The following is a 15,153-nucleotide window of genomic DNA, read 5'->3' as shown; positions in this document are numbered from 1 at the left end:
GAATGTCTCTCGGGCTTGCTTTACTTATTAATAAACAGCGCAGAGGAAATATATTTTTAAAAGTAGCATTTTTCTCTCCAGTGGTCATGTCACTGGTTGTTATATCTGTACTTTGGCTCTATTTGTTAAATCCAACAGATGGATTGGTCAACTCCATGCTGCAGGCAGTGGGAATCAATGCCCAGCCATTTTTAACAAGTCCGAACCAGGCAATTTACGCTATTATTCTCGTGTCTGTCTGGCAGGGAGCAGGGTACCAGATGCTTATTTTTCTCGCAGGCCTTCAAAACATCCCTGGTGATGTGTATGAAGCAGCTAGAATAGATGGTGCCGGCAAGTGGAAGAGCTTTCTGCATGTAACGATACCTCTCCTTCGGCCCACAACGACGTTAATTGTTTTTACTACATTGATTGCGGCATTCAAGCTGATTATTCAGCCGATGATCATGACCCAGGGCGGACCGCTGAACTCAACGATGACGCCGATTTATTATATTTACCAGACGGGCTTTACCGATCGATTGGTCGGATACTCAAGTGCTATGACAGTAGTATTTGGACTGTTGATTGTAATCGTAACGTTTGTGCAGCGTAGATTTGCAAAGGAGGATTTATAGATGAGAAATACAAAAAAAACAGTAGAATATGTGCTTCTCACTTTGCTGGCATTCTTCTTTATTTTTCCGCTTTTGTGGATGGTCTCTTCTTCCCTGAAGTCAGAAGAAAGTATCTATCAGGATTTAAATTCTGTACAGGCGCTTCTACCGTCTTTTCAAATCACCGAATGGCTGTCGACCTACACGGAGCTGTTCAGCAGGTTTGATATTGGGACGTATCTATTTAACAGTGTTTTTTATGCCCTCTTAGTTACAGTAGGAGCAATTGTCGTAAATGCGATGGCAGGCTATGCATTTGCTAAATTCCGCTTCCGGGGGAAAAACATCATGTTTAGTCTGCTTCTGGCCATGCTTATTATTCCGGTGGAAACCATCATTATTACCCAGTTTACTATTATCCATAATTTAGGTCTCGTAGATAACCGGCTGGCCGTGATTATTCCCCTGATAGCGAATGCTTTTTTTATCTATCTCTTCCGGAATTTCTTTATCGCGGTCCCGGACTCTGTTATTGAGTCGGCAAAGATGGAAGGAGCCGGCCACTGGACCATTTTTTGGAGAATTATGCTGCCGATGTCCAAGCCTGCAGTAGCTACAGTAGGAACGCTTGCGTTTATTGGAAGCTGGAATGATTATATTTGGCCTTTAATGATTTTAACGGATTCAGATAAGTACCCTCTGCAGGTCGCTATAACGAGTATTAACGCGACAGAGCCGGTCTTTATTAATCAAGTGATGGCAATACTTACCATTTCGACCATTCCATTAATTATTGTGTACATCGTAGCGCAGAAGTATCTGCTCCAGGGGCTAAGCAGTTCCGGATCAGGGCAGAAATAATAAAAATTAAACCAATTAGTTAGGAGCTTCTTACTATGCAGAAAACAACATACAATCATGAACAGATGCTTATAAAAGGCCAGACTGCTTTACAGAAAAACACAGACCAGTTAAAAGATACGAAATACCGGCTCAATTATCATTTTATGGCACCGTCCGGCTGGCTGAACGACCCCAATGGTTTAATTCAACATAAAGGAATTTATCATTTATTTTATCAGCATCATCCGTACAGCGAAAATTGGGGACCGATGCACTGGGGGCATGCAACCAGTAAAGATTTGATAACATGGCAGCACGAACCGCTTGCTCTTGCTCCGTCGGAAGCCTATGAGTTCGAGGCTGGAAAAACGGAAGTCGGCTGTTTTTCAGGGAGTGCCGTAACAAATGGGGAAGAACTTGTTCTTATTTATACAGGGCATGTAGAAGGCAGGGAGCCTAAGGAAGTGCAGGCATCCGCTGCATCGATAGATGGGATTCATTTTACAAAAAACGAAAACAATCCTATTATATCGGGGCCGCCATCAGAAGTAGCAGCAGATTTCAGGGATCCGAAAGTATGGAAGTATGAAGATACCTGGTATATGGTAGTCGGAACGAGCAAAGGCGAAAATGGAGCAGCTGCATTGTATTCTTCTAAAGACTTGGAGGATTGGAAATACGATGGTACGGTTCTCGAAGGGGACGGCACACAGGGAGATATGTGGGAATGCCCGGATTTATTCCCGATTGGAGAAAAGCATGCGTTAATCGTGTCTCCTATGAATATGAAAAATGGGAAAAATATTATTATTATTGGTGATATGGATTATGGAACGGGCACATTTATACCGGAAACCCATAAAGAAATAGATGAAGGCGTTGATTTTTATGCCGCTCAGACATTTGAAGATGAGAAGGGGAGACGGATTCTTATCGCCTGGATGGATACATGGGATACAGATTTCCCTACCAAAAAAGAAGGATGGGCCGGGGCAATGACTATTCCAAGAGAAATAAAGCTTAACAGCCGGAATGAGCCTGTTTTTCTACCTGTAGCAGAAATGGAGGAACTGCGGACAGACAACGAAAATTTTCAACAGGTAAACCTGCCCGCCGACAGCAGTTGGGATATCAATCTCAACAAGAATCTTCAAAACAGCTTTGAAATACAAACAGAAATAAAATGGGATAAAGAAGTGAAAAGAGGAAAAGTTGGATTTAAGGTAAGAGCCTCGAACGACGGGGAAAAACAAACGCTGGTATACTATGATATGGAAAAACAGCTGTTGATTGTCGATACAACATGTTCTGGAGAAAATAATTCATCCAATAAATGTGCAGTGCATGTAATAAGAGAAGATCGGTTGTCCCTGCGAATATTCGTTGATACTTCTTCGATTGAAGTATTTACGGAGGAAGGGGATGCAGTGATAACAAATAGAATATATCCAGATCCTTCTCATACAGAGGCTGCCCTTTTTACCTCAGAGGCAGAAGCCACGGTGACCACAATGAATACATGGAATTTGAAAAAAGTTATAGACTAACGTAAGAACCCGTCAATAGGCACCTGTTGACGGGCTTTTGTTATATAGTGGTGCCTTCATAAAAAGATACAGGGTGCCTTGTCTCACTTCTTTCTAAAGGGAGTCTATCGGTAATTTGTTTTTGAAGCATAGCCACCGCAGATTCTGCAATAGTCGAGATAGGCTGGCAGATCGTTGAGAGATGAGGGGCAGCGGTACGTATAGTTTCTGTCCCATCATAGCCAATAATTTTCAGCTTTTCAGGTACTTGTATATTTCTTTTATGAGCTTCGCGAAGCACGTTAAGCGCTAACAAATCATCGCTTGCGAAAATACCATCTACATCGGGATGCTCATCCAGTATTTGACGAATAATATTGTCCTGCTCGACTTGATCAAATACTCCGGATATTTCATAGGTAATAGGAGACAGCCCGCGTTGGTTCATCGTATCTTCGTACGCTTTTCTTCTGAAATTTGCAGGAGTTTCCAGCTCTCCGGGCCCGTTAATATGTACAATATAACTGCAGCCGCTGTCCAAAAGTTTCTCCGTAGCAAGCTGTCCTCCCTGGTAATTGTCTGAGCCGACAACGGGGATATTTTTCGATAAATAATGGTCGATTGCCACAGTGGGCAGCTGATGCTGGTCATAATTGAGGATTCCCCGGTTATAAGTGCCTACAATCACACCATCTACCTGATTGCGGCGCAGCATATCCCAGTATTTTTTTTCTTTTTCAATATTATTTAAGCTGTTACAGATCAGCATTTTGTAATTTTTACTCGAGCAGTAATTTTCAATTTCTGCTGCAATTTCCCCGAAAAACGGGTTCTTGGTTGTAGGAACGATTAAACCAATAATATTGGTTTTTTATTGTAGAGAGACCGTGCCAGATCATTAGGTATGTAGTTAATATCTGTCATCGCCTGATATACTTTATTTTTTGTGTTTTCGCTGATATAGCCTCTATTGTTCAGCACACGGGAAACAGTAGTAGGAGAAACACCGGCTGCCTTGGCTACGTCTTCTATTTTAGGTTTCAATCGAAAGCCTCCCTTAACGCTGTCGTAATGAATAGTATAAGATAATGTAAAAAATAACAGGCGGCAGCTTCAGCAGACCAGTTATCGGTGGATATAAAGAGTGCTTTCCTCTTTCGCTGAGACATGGCCTGCGGAAAGCGTCCGCCTGTATAAAGATTTCGAGATGAATCTATCTTTTCTCCTGTATTTCTGCGTCAAGAATCAGTTCGGCTATTTCTTCACAGCTGCGTATGAATTCCCGGCCTGTGTAATAAGAAAGGCCGAAGCCCGCAGTCATGCCGCCGACGATAGGAACAGCTTTCGTAATATTGGTTACGCGGCGCTGGCCTTTAAATTTAGCCATGTATTCCAGGACCATCTGCTCGCTGATGTCATTTTCAGATGACAAAGCAGCAATCTGGTCGAAGTCTTCTACTTCTTCCTGGTCTTCCTGCATCATTTTCTGCAGTCTTTCTTCCGTCAGGCCGAACTGATCGGACACCGTTTCAATCATTTCAGTGACCACATCTACATCGACGGCAGTATCAAGCACCTCTTCATATTCCGCTCCTTTGCCTGCGGCAAGGAACGAATATTTAAAGACAAGACGATGCGCTGCTTTGGACTTGCGTTTTAAAAAGGATTCCGAATACGCCTTTGCATTACGGTAAAAGATATCCTGCTTTTTCGTATCAAGACGCTCGGTGACGGCATCATGAAGCTTCCCGATGCCAAGCTTCGTCTTCGAGCTTGTAAATACGAGCTTGCTGTCGCGTCCGAAAACGTCATAAATTAAATGGCGGCGGATCTCCCGCTTTAATTCACGACGGCTTTTATAAGGATCGTATAAGTTGTCGCTTTTTGTGCGTACAAAAATAACCTGGATGCCGTATTCCTTTGCTTCCTTAAAAAAAGCTTCGTCATCCCGGTTCAGCTTTGTCTCAAAGCAGCAGAGAAGCACATCAAACGATTCAATATCATAGTTAACCCAGTAGTCATCAACCGTATGCTCTTCAACCAGTCCGCCGTATCCGGGCAGATCGACAAACAGCATCGTGTCGTCTTCGCCCCAGATATGTGTAGTCACGTTTGTCCCGGGCTTTCGTATCCGTCTTTCGTTCGCCGATCATTGCATTCATCAGCGCTGACTTTCCGCTTCCCGGGGAGCCGAAAAAGCCAATTTTCAGCGACGTGCTGAGCTCTGATTCCACCCGTTCGGCAATAACCTCTACCGGGGTGTCCTCTTCTACCTGCAGCTCCCGAAAGAGCTGCTCTAATTCCTTATCCCATTGATTTCTTCGTTTCACACCCACCATCCATAACCCCCTTGTTCTCTTTGCCTATGATGGCTTATGATCTTTTTTTATGAAGTTCTGCTTCAAGAATTTCAGAAGCAATTTCCCGGCAGCCTTCAATAGCTTCCCGGCCGGTATAATACGTTAAACCAAATCCAAGTCCTGCTCCGCCGACGATCGGTACGAGCTTGGAGAAGTTTTTTGTCGCTTCCTTTGCGGCGTTTTTCGAAAGCCAGCTTGTCATGATCTTCTGGTTGGAACCTTTTGCCATGAAGCGGATCAGCTGTTCATACATTCTAAGCTTGTCTTCCTGTTCCGAAGTAAGCTGGCGCAGGCGGCGTTCGGTAATGCCGAACTGGCGTCCGATCTGGTTGGTCATGCGCATAACGGCCGGTATATCAATAGCAGCCCCTAAAAATGGGACCGGCACTGCGCCGCTTCCGGCAGATATAAAGGAATAATACATTACAACACGGTGGGCAGCTTTTGCTTTTTCCTCAAGGAACAGATCAGAGTAGGCTTTAGCGTTCCGGTAGTATTTTGCTTTTTTATCGGTATCGAGGTGATCGATAATAGCGAAATTCAGCTTATCAATTCCCATTTTTGTGCGGGCGCTCGTAAAGATAAGCACGCTGTCACTGCCGAATACGTCATAAATAAGATGCTGGCGGATTTCCCGCTTCAGCTCGCGTTTTTTTTTCTTCATCGTGAAGCGTATCTGTTTTGGTGCGGACAAAGATAACCTGAATGCCTTCCGCGATAGCTTCTTTAAAAAAGTTCTCATCGTCCTGATTGAGCTTCGTTTCAAAGCAGCAGAGAAGGGCATCAAACGAATCAATGTCAAAATTATCCCAGTACTCGCTGACCGTATGATCTTCGTCCAGTCCGCCGTAGCCGGGAAGGTCTACAAACATAATCGAGTCATTTTCGCCCCACGTATGGGTAGTAACATTCGTACCCGGCGTTACACCGGTATCGGTTTTCTGTTCGCCGATAAGTGTGTCCATGAGAGCGGATTTTCCGCAGCCGGGTGAACCGAAAAAGCCAATCTTAAGCGGACTGTTTAAATCAGCCTCGAGCTTTTGCGCAATCACATCTACAGCTACAGAGCTGTTGGTTTCCACCGATTTTAAGTAATGATCCAGTTCCTTGTTCCAGCGTCTTTCGACTTTATCTTTAGCCATAAGAACCTCCCGAAGTCTAATGTTGTCGATTTATTTTCAAGCCTGCATCCAGGCAGAATCATAAAGAGACATATTAAATCAAATTTTCCCTAAAGCAGGACGGCTTAAACCTGTCTATAAAAAGAGCTGTTCCTTGATCGGCTATAATGCCGGGAACAGCTCTTTGCTCATTATTATATCATTACTTTGCACATGTCATTGGTAAAGGCAACGGGATCTTCAACAGAAAGCCCTTCAATGAGAAGCGCCTGGTTATATAAAAGGTTCGTATAAAGCGCGAGTTTTTCTTTATCCTGTGTGTAGGCATCTTTCAAAGACTGGTACACATCATGATTAATATTAATTTCAAGTACTTTATCCGCCTGTACCTGCTGGTTATAATCCGGCATCTGCTGCAGAATCTTTTCCATCTCAATAGACACTTCACCATCGGCAGAAAGGCAGACCGGGTGGGTCTTCAAACGTTTAGACGCACGCACGTCTTTTACTTTGCCGGAGAGAAGGTTTTTAATTTCTGTAAATAATTCTTCGTTCTCTTTTTCTTCGGATTCTTCTTTTTCTTTCTCTTCCTCGGACTCAATACCAAGGTCACCGGCGGCTACTGATTTAAATTCTTTATCTTCGTAGCTCGTAAGCGTCTTAATAGCGAACTCGTCAATATCCTCTGTGAAATAGAGAATCTCGTAGCCTTTGTCGAGAACCATTTCTGTCTGCGGAAGTTTTTCAATCCGGTTGTAGGATTCACCTGTATAATATATATACTTCTGGTCTTCCGGCATTCTTTCCACATATTCCGCTAATGTGACGAGCTTCTTCTCTTTGGAAGAATGGAACAGCAGAAGGTCTTTTAAGTCGTCTTTATTTGCGCCAAAGTCCATTTGAATACCGAACTTAAGCTGACGTCCGAATGCCTGAAAGAACGTTTCGTATTTTTCGCGGTCTTCCTTAAGCAGCGTTTTCAGCTGGGTTTTGATTTTTTTTGATGTTTTTTGGCGATCAGCTTCAGCTGTCTGTCGTGCTGAGCATTTCTCTGGAAATGTTTAAGGACAAGATCTCTGAATCGACAATACCTTTTCACAAATCCAAAGTAGTCAGGGAAGCAGGTCTCCGCATTTTTCCATAATCAGCACGCCGTTGGAATAAAGCTCCAGTCCTTTTTCATATTCTTTGTGTAGTAATCAAATGGCGTATTTTCTGGAAGGAATAGAATCGCCTGGTAACGGACGGCACATCGACACTTAAGTGAATATGGTTAACGGCTTATCAAGCCATAGTGCTTTTCCTGATAGAATGCTTCATAGTCTGCGTCGGTTAATTCATTTTATTTTTTCTCCAGATCGGATCATACTGTTTAACATCTGTTCTTCCTGTACTTCTTCTGTTTCTTCTTCATTATCTGCTTTTGGCTGATGGACGGATACTTCCATTTTAATAGGGTAGCGGATGTAGTCGGAGTATTTCTTCACAATCGACTTGAGCTTATGCTCATCCAGATACTCATCATAGTTCTCATCTTCTGTTGTTCTCACGCATAATAATTACTTCTGAGCCGACTGTTTCTTTTTTCAGCAGGTTCAATCGTATAGCCGTCCGCTCCATTGGATTCCCATTTGTAAGCCTGGCTGCTGTCAGCTGATTTCGTATAAACCGTGACGGTTCGGCAGCCATGAAAGCAGAGTAGAAGCCTACGCCGAACTGGCCGATAATGTCGTGGCCGTCTTTAATTTCATTTTCTTTCTTAAACGCGTGAGATCACTTTTGGCAATCGTTCCAAGGTTTGCTTCGAGCTCTTCTTCGGTCATGCCGATACCGGTGTCTGTGATCGTCAGCTCGCGCTTTTCCTGATCGGTGCTGAGCTTATATAGAATCGTCCTGATTTAAACGTCAGGAAATCATCGGTAAGGGCGCGGTAGTACATTTTATCAATGGCGTCACTTGCGTTGGAGATTAATTCGCGGATGAAAATCTCTTTCTGCGAATAAATCGAGTTAATCATCATTTCCAAAACGCTTCGATTCGGCCTGAAATGGCTTAGTAGTCATAGATTATCGTCACCTCGTCTGTATATTTGGCACTCATCATGTTCGAGTGCTAAAAAGTCTCCTCTTATATTGTACATGTCATAGAAAACGTGTCAACACTCGATTAACGTTCTTTTCCTGTTAAAATGGAAAAAAAAGATGGCTATTAAAATAAGACTGCGATATTCTGAAAAACAGAATAGAAAGGAGGAAATACATATGAAACAAGATCCATTTGCGGATACAGGCATGTCTCCGAAACGCCGGATGAATGCAATGATCGCGCGCGGTATTTCTCATGGCAACTTCCGCGATAGGGCCGGGGTTTCTAACCCAGACGGCTGTCTTTACAGAGCAGCTTCTGGCAAGCTTTGCTTTCGTTATCCTTGTATCAATTATTCTGGATATCGGCGCTCAGATTAATATCTGGCGGATCATCGCTGTGGCTAAAATGAGAGGGCAGGACATAGCCAATGCGGTTTTCCCTGGACTTGGCTATGTGGTAGCGTTTTTTATTATATTGGGAGGCCTTGCTTTTAATATAGGGAATGTAGGCGGCGGCGGGCTTGGTGCTAACGCTCTTCTCGGCGTTGATCCCACGATCGGTGCGATTTTAACAGGTATTATCTGCATCGTGATCTTTCTATTAAAAGAAGCCAATGCCGCCATGGACCAGATTGTCCGGTATTTGGGAATAGTCATGATTGGGTTTACTGCCTATATTATGATTATCAGCAATCCGCCATATGGAGAAGCCGCTCTCCGCACGGTCGCTCCGCTTGAGGTGGATTTTCTGATCATTATTACAATCGTAGGCGGAACGGTAGGCGGATATATTACATTTGCCGGCGGTCATCGTCTGCTGGAGGCAGGTATTACAGGAAAAGAGAATTTAACATATGTTACAAGAACGGCAGTATCCGGCATTATTGTTGCATCTGTTATGCGGACGCTCTTATTTTTAGCGATCCTGGGGGTAGTAGCCGCCGGATATTCGTTAAACGCTGATAATCCGACAGCCTCAGCCTTTCAAATAGCGGCAGGAGACATTGGCTATCGAATATTCGGGCTTGTTCTCTGGTGTGCGGGGATTACTTCTGTTATTGGAGCAGCGTTTACGTCGGTGTCGTTTTTAACAACGTTTCACAAAAGCGTAGAGCGTTATAAAAATTACTGGACGGTAGCCTTTATTGTATTATCAACCACTATTCTGGCGATTGTAGGGGAGCCGGTGACGCTTCTTGTACTGGCAGGCGCGGTAAATGGCTTGATTCTGCCATTAACCCTCGGTTCCATTCTGCTGGCCGCTCATCGTGTCAGCATTGTGAAAGATTATAAGCATCCGATCTGGATGACCGTATTCGGAGCAGTTGTCGTCGGTCTAACAGCGTATCTCGGTATTTATACCTTGATAAATATGCTTCCGCAGCTATTTTAAAGGAGGAAAAGTATGGTGCCCCAGATTGATTTAAACTGTGATTTAGGTGAAAGCTTTGGAGCCTACGTATTAGGAAATGACGAAGAAGTGTTAAAAGAAATTACATCGGCAAATATTGCCTGCGGCTATCATGCAGGAGATCATCAGGTGATGGCAGAGACAGTGAAACAGGCGGTAGCTGCCGGTGTTTCTATCGGAGCACATCCGGCTTTTCAGGATCTGCAGGGATTTGGACGAAGAGAGATACAGACAACTCCTGAAGATGTGTATCAATTGACGGTATATCAAATCAGCGCTCTGGAGGGCTTCTGCCGAATTGAAGGAACAAAACTTCAGCATGTAAAGCCGCACGGCGCATTGTACAACATGGCAGGAAAGGATCCGGTTTTGGCTGAAGCAGTAGCCGCAGCGGTTCGGGATGTAGATAAAAACATTATTCTCTTTGGCCTTTCCGGCAGTGAACTCATAACAGCGGGAGAAAAGCAGGGGCTTCGGGTTGCAAAGGAAGCATTTGCAGATCGGACGTACCAGCCTGATGGTTCCCTGACACCGCGCGGCAGGGATAATGCTGTCATTCACGACGCAGATACAGCTGTTCGTCATGTGAAGCAGATGATTTTAGAGGGAACCTGCACGGCTGTAAATGGAAAGGTTATTCCATTGGAAGTTGATACACTATGCGTGCACGGGGATAATCCCCAGGCGCTCAGCTTTACCAGATCTCTCCGGAGGATGCTTTTGGAAGAAAATATCCAGATTCGCTCCTTCTCCTAAAAACCGCCCGGCCAATGAATGGCCGGGCGGTTTTTTTTATATTATAAGAGCAGACGGCATCATATAATAGGAAATAATGAGAGATGCATTGGAATGCGGTGTAGTATCGATAGCAGTCACTTTCGTTTCATAGGCACCAATGTTAAACTCTTCTCCAAGTTCAAAGCCGTCCCACTCATCAAGGCTGTCTTCCAGCATGGGAGAGGTCCGCAGGGCTTCTACTGTATCAAAAAACAAAATCTGCTGCTTTGTTTTTGGGTCAGCGGGAACATAAATGAACTGAATCACGGTGTCATTAGAAAGATTCAATCGATAACCACCTTCTTTTTATAGTATGTAAAAGTTCTTTATAAAGAATTATATACGAATTTATTATTCTGTCAATAAGTACCAGAAAAAAATCTGCATTCTTCACGAATTCTTCATACATGTACGGTACGCTGTAAAGGTACAGAGAAATAGAAAAAAAGAGGGAGGCACCTTACCGATGAAAAAAATCACAATAGGAAGTACGCTGCTTGCAGCCATTATAGCTTTAGGAGCCTGCGGGAACGAAGAAGAGCCAACAAATATGATGGATGAGGACACTATGATGGACGAGGATATGTCCGAGCAGGAAATGATGGATGAGGATATGTCTGAACAGGAAATGATGGGCGAAGACTCAGAAGGCCACATGAACCACTCCAGTTCGGGAGAAGTGCCGGAAGATCTCCAGGAAGCAGACAATCCTGAATATGAAGAAGGCAGCACTGCCATGATTGAAACAGGCCACATGGAAGGAATGGAAGGGGCGGAAGCTGTTATTGAAGGCGCATATGATACAACAGCCTATGCTGTATCGTACACTCCGGAAAATGGCGGAGATCCTGTAGAGAATCATAAATGGGTCGTTCACGAAGAGCTGGAGGAACCAGGAGAAGAGCCTCTTCAGCCCGTGATACTGCCGTGATGAACACAGATCACATGGAAGGTATGATGGGAACAGAAGCGGAAATAGATTCAGCTGAATGACGACCGTTTATATGATTACGTCACTCCAACAGACGGCGGAGAAGAAGTATCCAATCATAATGGGGTGTCTGAAGACGAATTGTCTGATGTAGAATAGTTAACAGGAACGACTCCTTTCACTGAGAGGAGTCTTTTTTTTTTTTCCGATTATTTTTACTTCTTTTTTTTCCAAATTAAGGGCTGTAACTGACAGAAGGGAACAGGTATGCTTATAGAAGGAAAAAAGATGCTAGGAATAGAAAGGTGTTCAACGTATATGATACAAAACCCGCAGGGCAGGCAGCGGCTCGGTCTGGCAGTGCTTTTGAGCCTGCTTGCTATTCTTGGGCCGCTTAATATTGATATGTATCTGCCCAGCTTTCCCAACATTGCTGAAGAGTTGAACGCCAGTGCCTCCATGGTCCAGCTCAGTTTAACCACCTGTTTAATTGGTCTTGCCGTCGGCCAGATCGTTGTCGGACCGATCAGTGATGCGAAAGGAAGAAGAAGGCCGCTGATCATTTCTTTAGTTTTATTTGCGATCGCTTCATTTCTTTGTGCGGTTGCGCCGAATATTACTACACTAATCATCGGACGGTTTTTGCAGGGATTCACTGCAGCGGCAGGGGTCGTTTTATCCCGGGCGGTCGTTCGGGATATATTCAGCGGCCGCGAGCTTACGAAGTTTTTCTCGCTTCTAATGGTCATCAATGCTACAGCCCCGATGGCAGCCCCGATCGCCGGCGGTGCTATCCTGCTTCTGCCTTTCGCCAACTGGTCGACTATTTTTATTTTTCTCGGCCTTCTTGGACTGATTATTGTTATATTATCAGTCTCCGGCTGGAAGAAACCCTTCCTATGGAAAAGAGGATGCCGAGTACACTCAAACAGTCGGTCGGAACGCTTTTTGACTTAACGAAGGACAAAGCTTTTATCGGCTACGCCCTTACACTAGGATTTGTGCATGGCGGAAGCTTCTCTTATGTTTCCGGTACGCCGTTTGTTTACCAAGGCATTTATAATGTATCTCCGCAGGTATTCAGCGTCCTGTTTGGTATTAACGGTATTGCTATTATTATAGGAAGCTTCCTGATCGGTCGTCTTTCCGGCATTGTAACGGAACGGACGCTTCTGCGTACTGCCGTTCTGATTGCTTCTGGAGCTACGGCATTTCTTCTTATGATGACTATAATAGAAGGGCCGCTGGCGCTCATTGTTATTCCTATTTTTATTTACATGACGGCAATGGGCATGATACTAACGAGCTCCTTTACGCTGGCGATTGCCAAGCAGGGACATCGGGCCGGCAGTGCTAGTGCTCTTTTAGGTATGCTGCCGCTGTTAATTGGATCGATTGTTTCGCCGCTTGCTGGTATTGATGAAACGACAGCTGTTCCAATGGGAGCGATTATGTTCAGCACAACGATACTTGGCATGACTGCCTTTTTCCTGTTAACCGAAAAGAAAACAAATATTATGTAATAAAAAAAAGACCGGAGGGCACGAGCCCTTCGGTCTTTCGTATCGATTACTGGAAAAATGGCATAATAAGCGAATAGCCGATAATGACAGCAAAAAGCAGTGTCATGTGGTTTAAAGAAAAAATAAACATCGTTTTTGCCCATTTTTCCGGAACCATTTTTTTATAGGTAGCAATGCTTGTAATCAACCAGGCGGCACTTAAAATAAAAGCAACAGCTACAATAAAAGAGCTGAGCTGAATGAAAAGAAAGCTGGAAAGCACAAGTGCAATAAGGTAAATATTCGTTTGTATATACGTGCGGCGATTGCCCTTCACAACAGGAAGCATGGGGATGCCGGCTGCTTTGTACTCATCATGACGACGGATCGCAATCGCATAGAAATGCGGCATCTGCCAGATAACCATAACGATGAATAGACCTAATACTTCTAAATGCATAAAGTCATTTGTAATAGCGGCCCAGCCGATTAACGGCGGCACTGCCCCGCTGATGCTGCCTACTTCTGTGTTATAAATTGTCCGGCGTTTCGTCCACATGGTATAGGGCACAACATAAAGAAACAGCCCCAGAAATCCCATGAGAGCAGCAAGTGGTGAAGCGAAGGCCAGAAAACCGATTCCGGAGAGTGACATGATGGTCCCGAGAATAAGAGCGTTCCTGGAATTCATACGTCCGGTTACCGTAGGCCTGTTTTTTGTGCGGTCCATCACTTTATCAATGTCCCGGTCATATACGTTGTTAAATGTCCCTGCGGCCCGATAACGAGTCCCGATCCTATAACAGCAAGAATGATTGTACCTATTTGATCAAAAAAAGAAATGCCATTTATAAATAGTGCAAGGCTGATCCCCGCGAACATGACAATTAAATTGGATTTAATAATTCCGGTTTTTATCGTCTCAGCAAGTACTTTACGGAGTGCCTGCTGTGGAACGAGGAGAGAGTCCTGTTGAGCGTTATGCTCGATATTTTCACTTCTCATCTGCGTCTCCTTCCCCCTTGTGTTGAAATGTTATGTAACCAATGTATCATATTAATACTATCAAATCCTGAAATCAAGAAAGAGTTCGGGATGTTGTCAATAATATGTGAACGCTTTTTGACTAATATCAGATAGTTCACACAGCTTCTTCGCAAAAACACTACCACTCATTATACCTTATACGCTTACAATTTACGAGAAATTAAATAGGACTAAACACTCAAAATGAGCTTAAACAATAAAATAGAGGTTTGAACACGTGATCGACGTGTTGATGTTATATGAAAGTATATATATAATAAGAAAATACATGAACAGACTGTTTTCTCGTTTTTTTCAAAAACAATAGAATATAAAAAAATAAATAAGCCTGCAGGCACTGGACACAGCAGGAGAAGACACTTACTATAAAAGAAAGAGAACAACCATTCGGGAGGTAACGATATGGACAATCAATGGATGCTTGCAGCAGCAATGGGTTTTGCTATAGGTACATCCGGCGTTCTTCCTGCCCAGGCGGCAGGAGCAGCCGATCAGTCCACTGCTTCTACAGAAGAAAAAGCAGAAGACGACACCATCGCCTATCAGTGGCAGACAGCCCTGAAACAGATTGCCTCCCAATATGATATTGATTTAGAAAACAAAGCAAGACTTGATGTGATCGAAGAAATCGAAGCCGCTGTTCTTCAGGAAGCGGCTCTTCGTTACGACGTAACGATAAGAGAGAAAGAACCAGTTGATGTGATAAAAGATATTCAATCGGTACAGGTAAAGCAGGCAGCGGATGTCCTCAACATAGATGTAAATGGAAAAACACAGGACGATGTAGTAGGTGAAATATTGGATAAACATGAAGCTGAGGCAGAAGTAAAGGGGCTGTTTCCTTTTATATCCTACTTTGCTGTATAAATAGAGGCAGACTAAAAGAGCCGGTGCGGCTCTTTTTTTGTTGTTTTCGGAAAAACAGATGTTAAGAGAGTCTTTATTTCGGGAA

The 15,153-nt window shown here is 43.8% G+C and carries 13 protein-coding genes and 4 pseudogenes; 9 read left to right on the top strand and 8 right to left on the bottom strand.

Annotated elements, in window-relative coordinates; translation table 11 throughout:
- The first annotated feature begins 2 nt into the window (after nt 1-2).
- Genes MMY81_RS19950 through MMY81_RS19940 form a run of 3 tightly spaced genes read left to right on the top strand, consistent with a single transcriptional unit; the run spans nt 3 to nt 2,986 of the window.
- Nucleotides 3-617, top strand: coding sequence for a carbohydrate ABC transporter permease (locus MMY81_RS19950; RefSeq protein WP_252314226.1), 615 nt, complete (start codon nt 3-5; stop codon nt 615-617).
- Entirely contained in the window at nt 618-1,457 is an 840-nt protein-coding gene (locus MMY81_RS19945; protein WP_252314225.1) for a carbohydrate ABC transporter permease, read from the top strand.
- 35 nt (nt 1,458-1,492) lie between these two features.
- Nucleotides 1,493-2,986 (top strand): glycoside hydrolase family 32 protein, encoded by a 1,494-nt coding sequence (locus tag MMY81_RS19940; protein WP_252314224.1) that lies wholly within the window; start codon nt 1,493-1,495, stop codon nt 2,984-2,986.
- A 40-nt stretch (nt 2,987-3,026) separates the two neighbouring features.
- On the opposite strand, the pseudogene MMY81_RS19935 reads toward MMY81_RS19940, so the two are convergent.
- The 6 genes and pseudogenes from MMY81_RS19935 to htpG form a co-directional block, all read right to left on the bottom strand.
- Nucleotides 3,027-4,009 (bottom strand): annotated as a pseudogene (locus tag MMY81_RS19935) (LacI family DNA-binding transcriptional regulator).
- Between the two features lie 169 nt (nt 4,010-4,178).
- Nucleotides 4,179-5,075 carry a P-loop NTPase family protein gene (locus tag MMY81_RS19930; protein WP_252314223.1) on the bottom strand — a complete coding sequence of 299 codons (897 nt, stop codon included), beginning with the start codon at nt 5,073-5,075 and terminating at the stop codon, nt 4,179-4,181.
- Complete coding sequence (locus MMY81_RS19925) at nt 5,002-5,304, bottom strand: hypothetical protein (protein ID WP_252314222.1); 303 nt, start codon at nt 5,302-5,304, stop codon at nt 5,002-5,004. The genes MMY81_RS19930 and MMY81_RS19925 overlap by 74 nt, the downstream gene beginning before the upstream one ends.
- A gap of 34 nt (nt 5,305-5,338) precedes the next feature.
- Nucleotides 5,339-5,989, bottom strand: a complete 651-nt coding sequence (locus MMY81_RS19920) for a hypothetical protein (protein ID WP_252314221.1) — start codon at nt 5,987-5,989, stop codon at nt 5,339-5,341.
- Nucleotides 5,934-6,467 carry a GTPase gene (locus MMY81_RS19915; protein ID WP_252314220.1) on the bottom strand — a complete coding sequence of 178 codons (534 nt, stop codon included), beginning with the start codon at nt 6,465-6,467 and terminating at the stop codon, nt 5,934-5,936. The genes MMY81_RS19920 and MMY81_RS19915 overlap by 56 nt, the downstream gene beginning before the upstream one ends.
- Nucleotides 6,468-6,640: 173 nt before the next feature.
- A pseudogene (gene htpG, locus MMY81_RS19910) lies at nt 6,641-8,509 on the bottom strand (molecular chaperone HtpG).
- A gap of 277 nt (nt 8,510-8,786) precedes the next feature.
- On the opposite strand from htpG, the gene MMY81_RS19905 reads away from it, so the two are divergent.
- Both MMY81_RS19905 and MMY81_RS19900 read left to right on the top strand, forming a co-directional pair.
- Complete coding sequence (locus MMY81_RS19905) at nt 8,787-9,926, top strand: NRAMP family divalent metal transporter (RefSeq protein ID WP_374562418.1); 1,140 nt, start codon at nt 8,787-8,789, stop codon at nt 9,924-9,926.
- 15 nt (nt 9,927-9,941) lie between these two features.
- Nucleotides 9,942-10,700: a LamB/YcsF family protein gene (locus MMY81_RS19900; RefSeq protein ID WP_252314285.1), complete on the top strand. Its 759-nt coding sequence runs from the start codon at nt 9,942-9,944 to the stop codon at nt 10,698-10,700.
- Nucleotides 10,701-10,736: 36 nt separating this feature from the next.
- On the opposite strand, the gene MMY81_RS19895 is transcribed toward MMY81_RS19900, so the two are convergent.
- Nucleotides 10,737-11,009: a hypothetical protein gene (locus tag MMY81_RS19895; protein WP_252314219.1), complete on the bottom strand. Its 273-nt coding sequence runs from the start codon at nt 11,007-11,009 to the stop codon at nt 10,737-10,739.
- A 178-nt stretch (nt 11,010-11,187) separates the two neighbouring features.
- On the opposite strand from MMY81_RS19895, the gene MMY81_RS19890 reads away from it, so the two are divergent.
- The 3 genes and pseudogenes from MMY81_RS19890 (at nt 11,188) to MMY81_RS19885 (ending at nt 13,175) form a co-directional block, all read left to right on the top strand.
- A complete protein-coding gene (locus tag MMY81_RS19890; RefSeq protein ID WP_308215412.1) occupies nt 11,188-11,652 on the top strand; it encodes a YdhK family protein in 465 nt (154 codons plus the stop codon).
- Nucleotides 11,652-11,714, top strand: a complete 63-nt coding sequence (locus MMY81_RS34350; RefSeq protein ID WP_308215415.1) for a DUF1541 domain-containing protein — start codon at nt 11,652-11,654, stop codon at nt 11,712-11,714. Before MMY81_RS19890 ends, MMY81_RS34350 begins: the two co-directional genes overlap by 1 nt.
- A 256-nt stretch (nt 11,715-11,970) precedes the next feature.
- Nucleotides 11,971-13,175: pseudogene (locus tag MMY81_RS19885) on the top strand (Bcr/CflA family efflux MFS transporter).
- A gap of 46 nt (nt 13,176-13,221) precedes the next feature.
- Here the strand turns inward: MMY81_RS19885 and cyoE are convergent.
- Nucleotides 13,222-14,159: pseudogene (gene cyoE / locus MMY81_RS19880) on the bottom strand (heme o synthase).
- A gap of 444 nt (nt 14,160-14,603) precedes the next feature.
- On the opposite strand from cyoE, the gene MMY81_RS19875 reads away from it, so the two are divergent.
- Entirely contained in the window at nt 14,604-15,068 is a 465-nt protein-coding gene (locus tag MMY81_RS19875) for a hypothetical protein (protein WP_252314218.1), read from the top strand.
- The last annotated feature ends 85 nt before the right edge of the window (nt 15,069-15,153 follow it).

The organism is Sinobaca sp. H24 (assembly GCF_023845525.1).
The sequence above is the reverse complement of the archived record's forward strand: the minus strand, read 5'-3'. Positions and strand labels throughout refer to the sequence as shown.

Coding starts and splice junctions, on each gene's coding strand:
- MMY81_RS19920 (WP_252314221.1), bottom strand. CDS start 5,989: ATGAAGAAAAAAAAACGCGAGCTGAAGCGGGAAATCCGCCAGCATCTT.
- MMY81_RS19940 (WP_252314224.1), top strand. CDS start 1,493: ATGCAGAAAACAACATACAATCATGAACAGATGCTTATAAAAGGCCAG.
- MMY81_RS19945 (WP_252314225.1), top strand. CDS start 618: ATGAGAAATACAAAAAAAACAGTAGAATATGTGCTTCTCACTTTGCTG.
- MMY81_RS19950 (WP_252314226.1), top strand. CDS start 3: ATGTCTCTCGGGCTTGCTTTACTTATTAATAAACAGCGCAGAGGAAAT.
- MMY81_RS19890 (WP_308215412.1), top strand. CDS start 11,188: ATGAAAAAAATCACAATAGGAAGTACGCTGCTTGCAGCCATTATAGCT.
- MMY81_RS19915 (WP_252314220.1), bottom strand. CDS start 6,467: ATGGCTAAAGATAAAGTCGAAAGACGCTGGAACAAGGAACTGGATCAT.
- MMY81_RS19925 (WP_252314222.1), bottom strand. CDS start 5,304: ATGGTGGGTGTGAAACGAAGAAATCAATGGGATAAGGAATTAGAGCAG.
- MMY81_RS19875 (WP_252314218.1), top strand. CDS start 14,604: ATGGACAATCAATGGATGCTTGCAGCAGCAATGGGTTTTGCTATAGGT.
- MMY81_RS19905 (WP_374562418.1), top strand. CDS start 8,787: ATGGCAACTTCCGCGATAGGGCCGGGGTTTCTAACCCAGACGGCTGTC.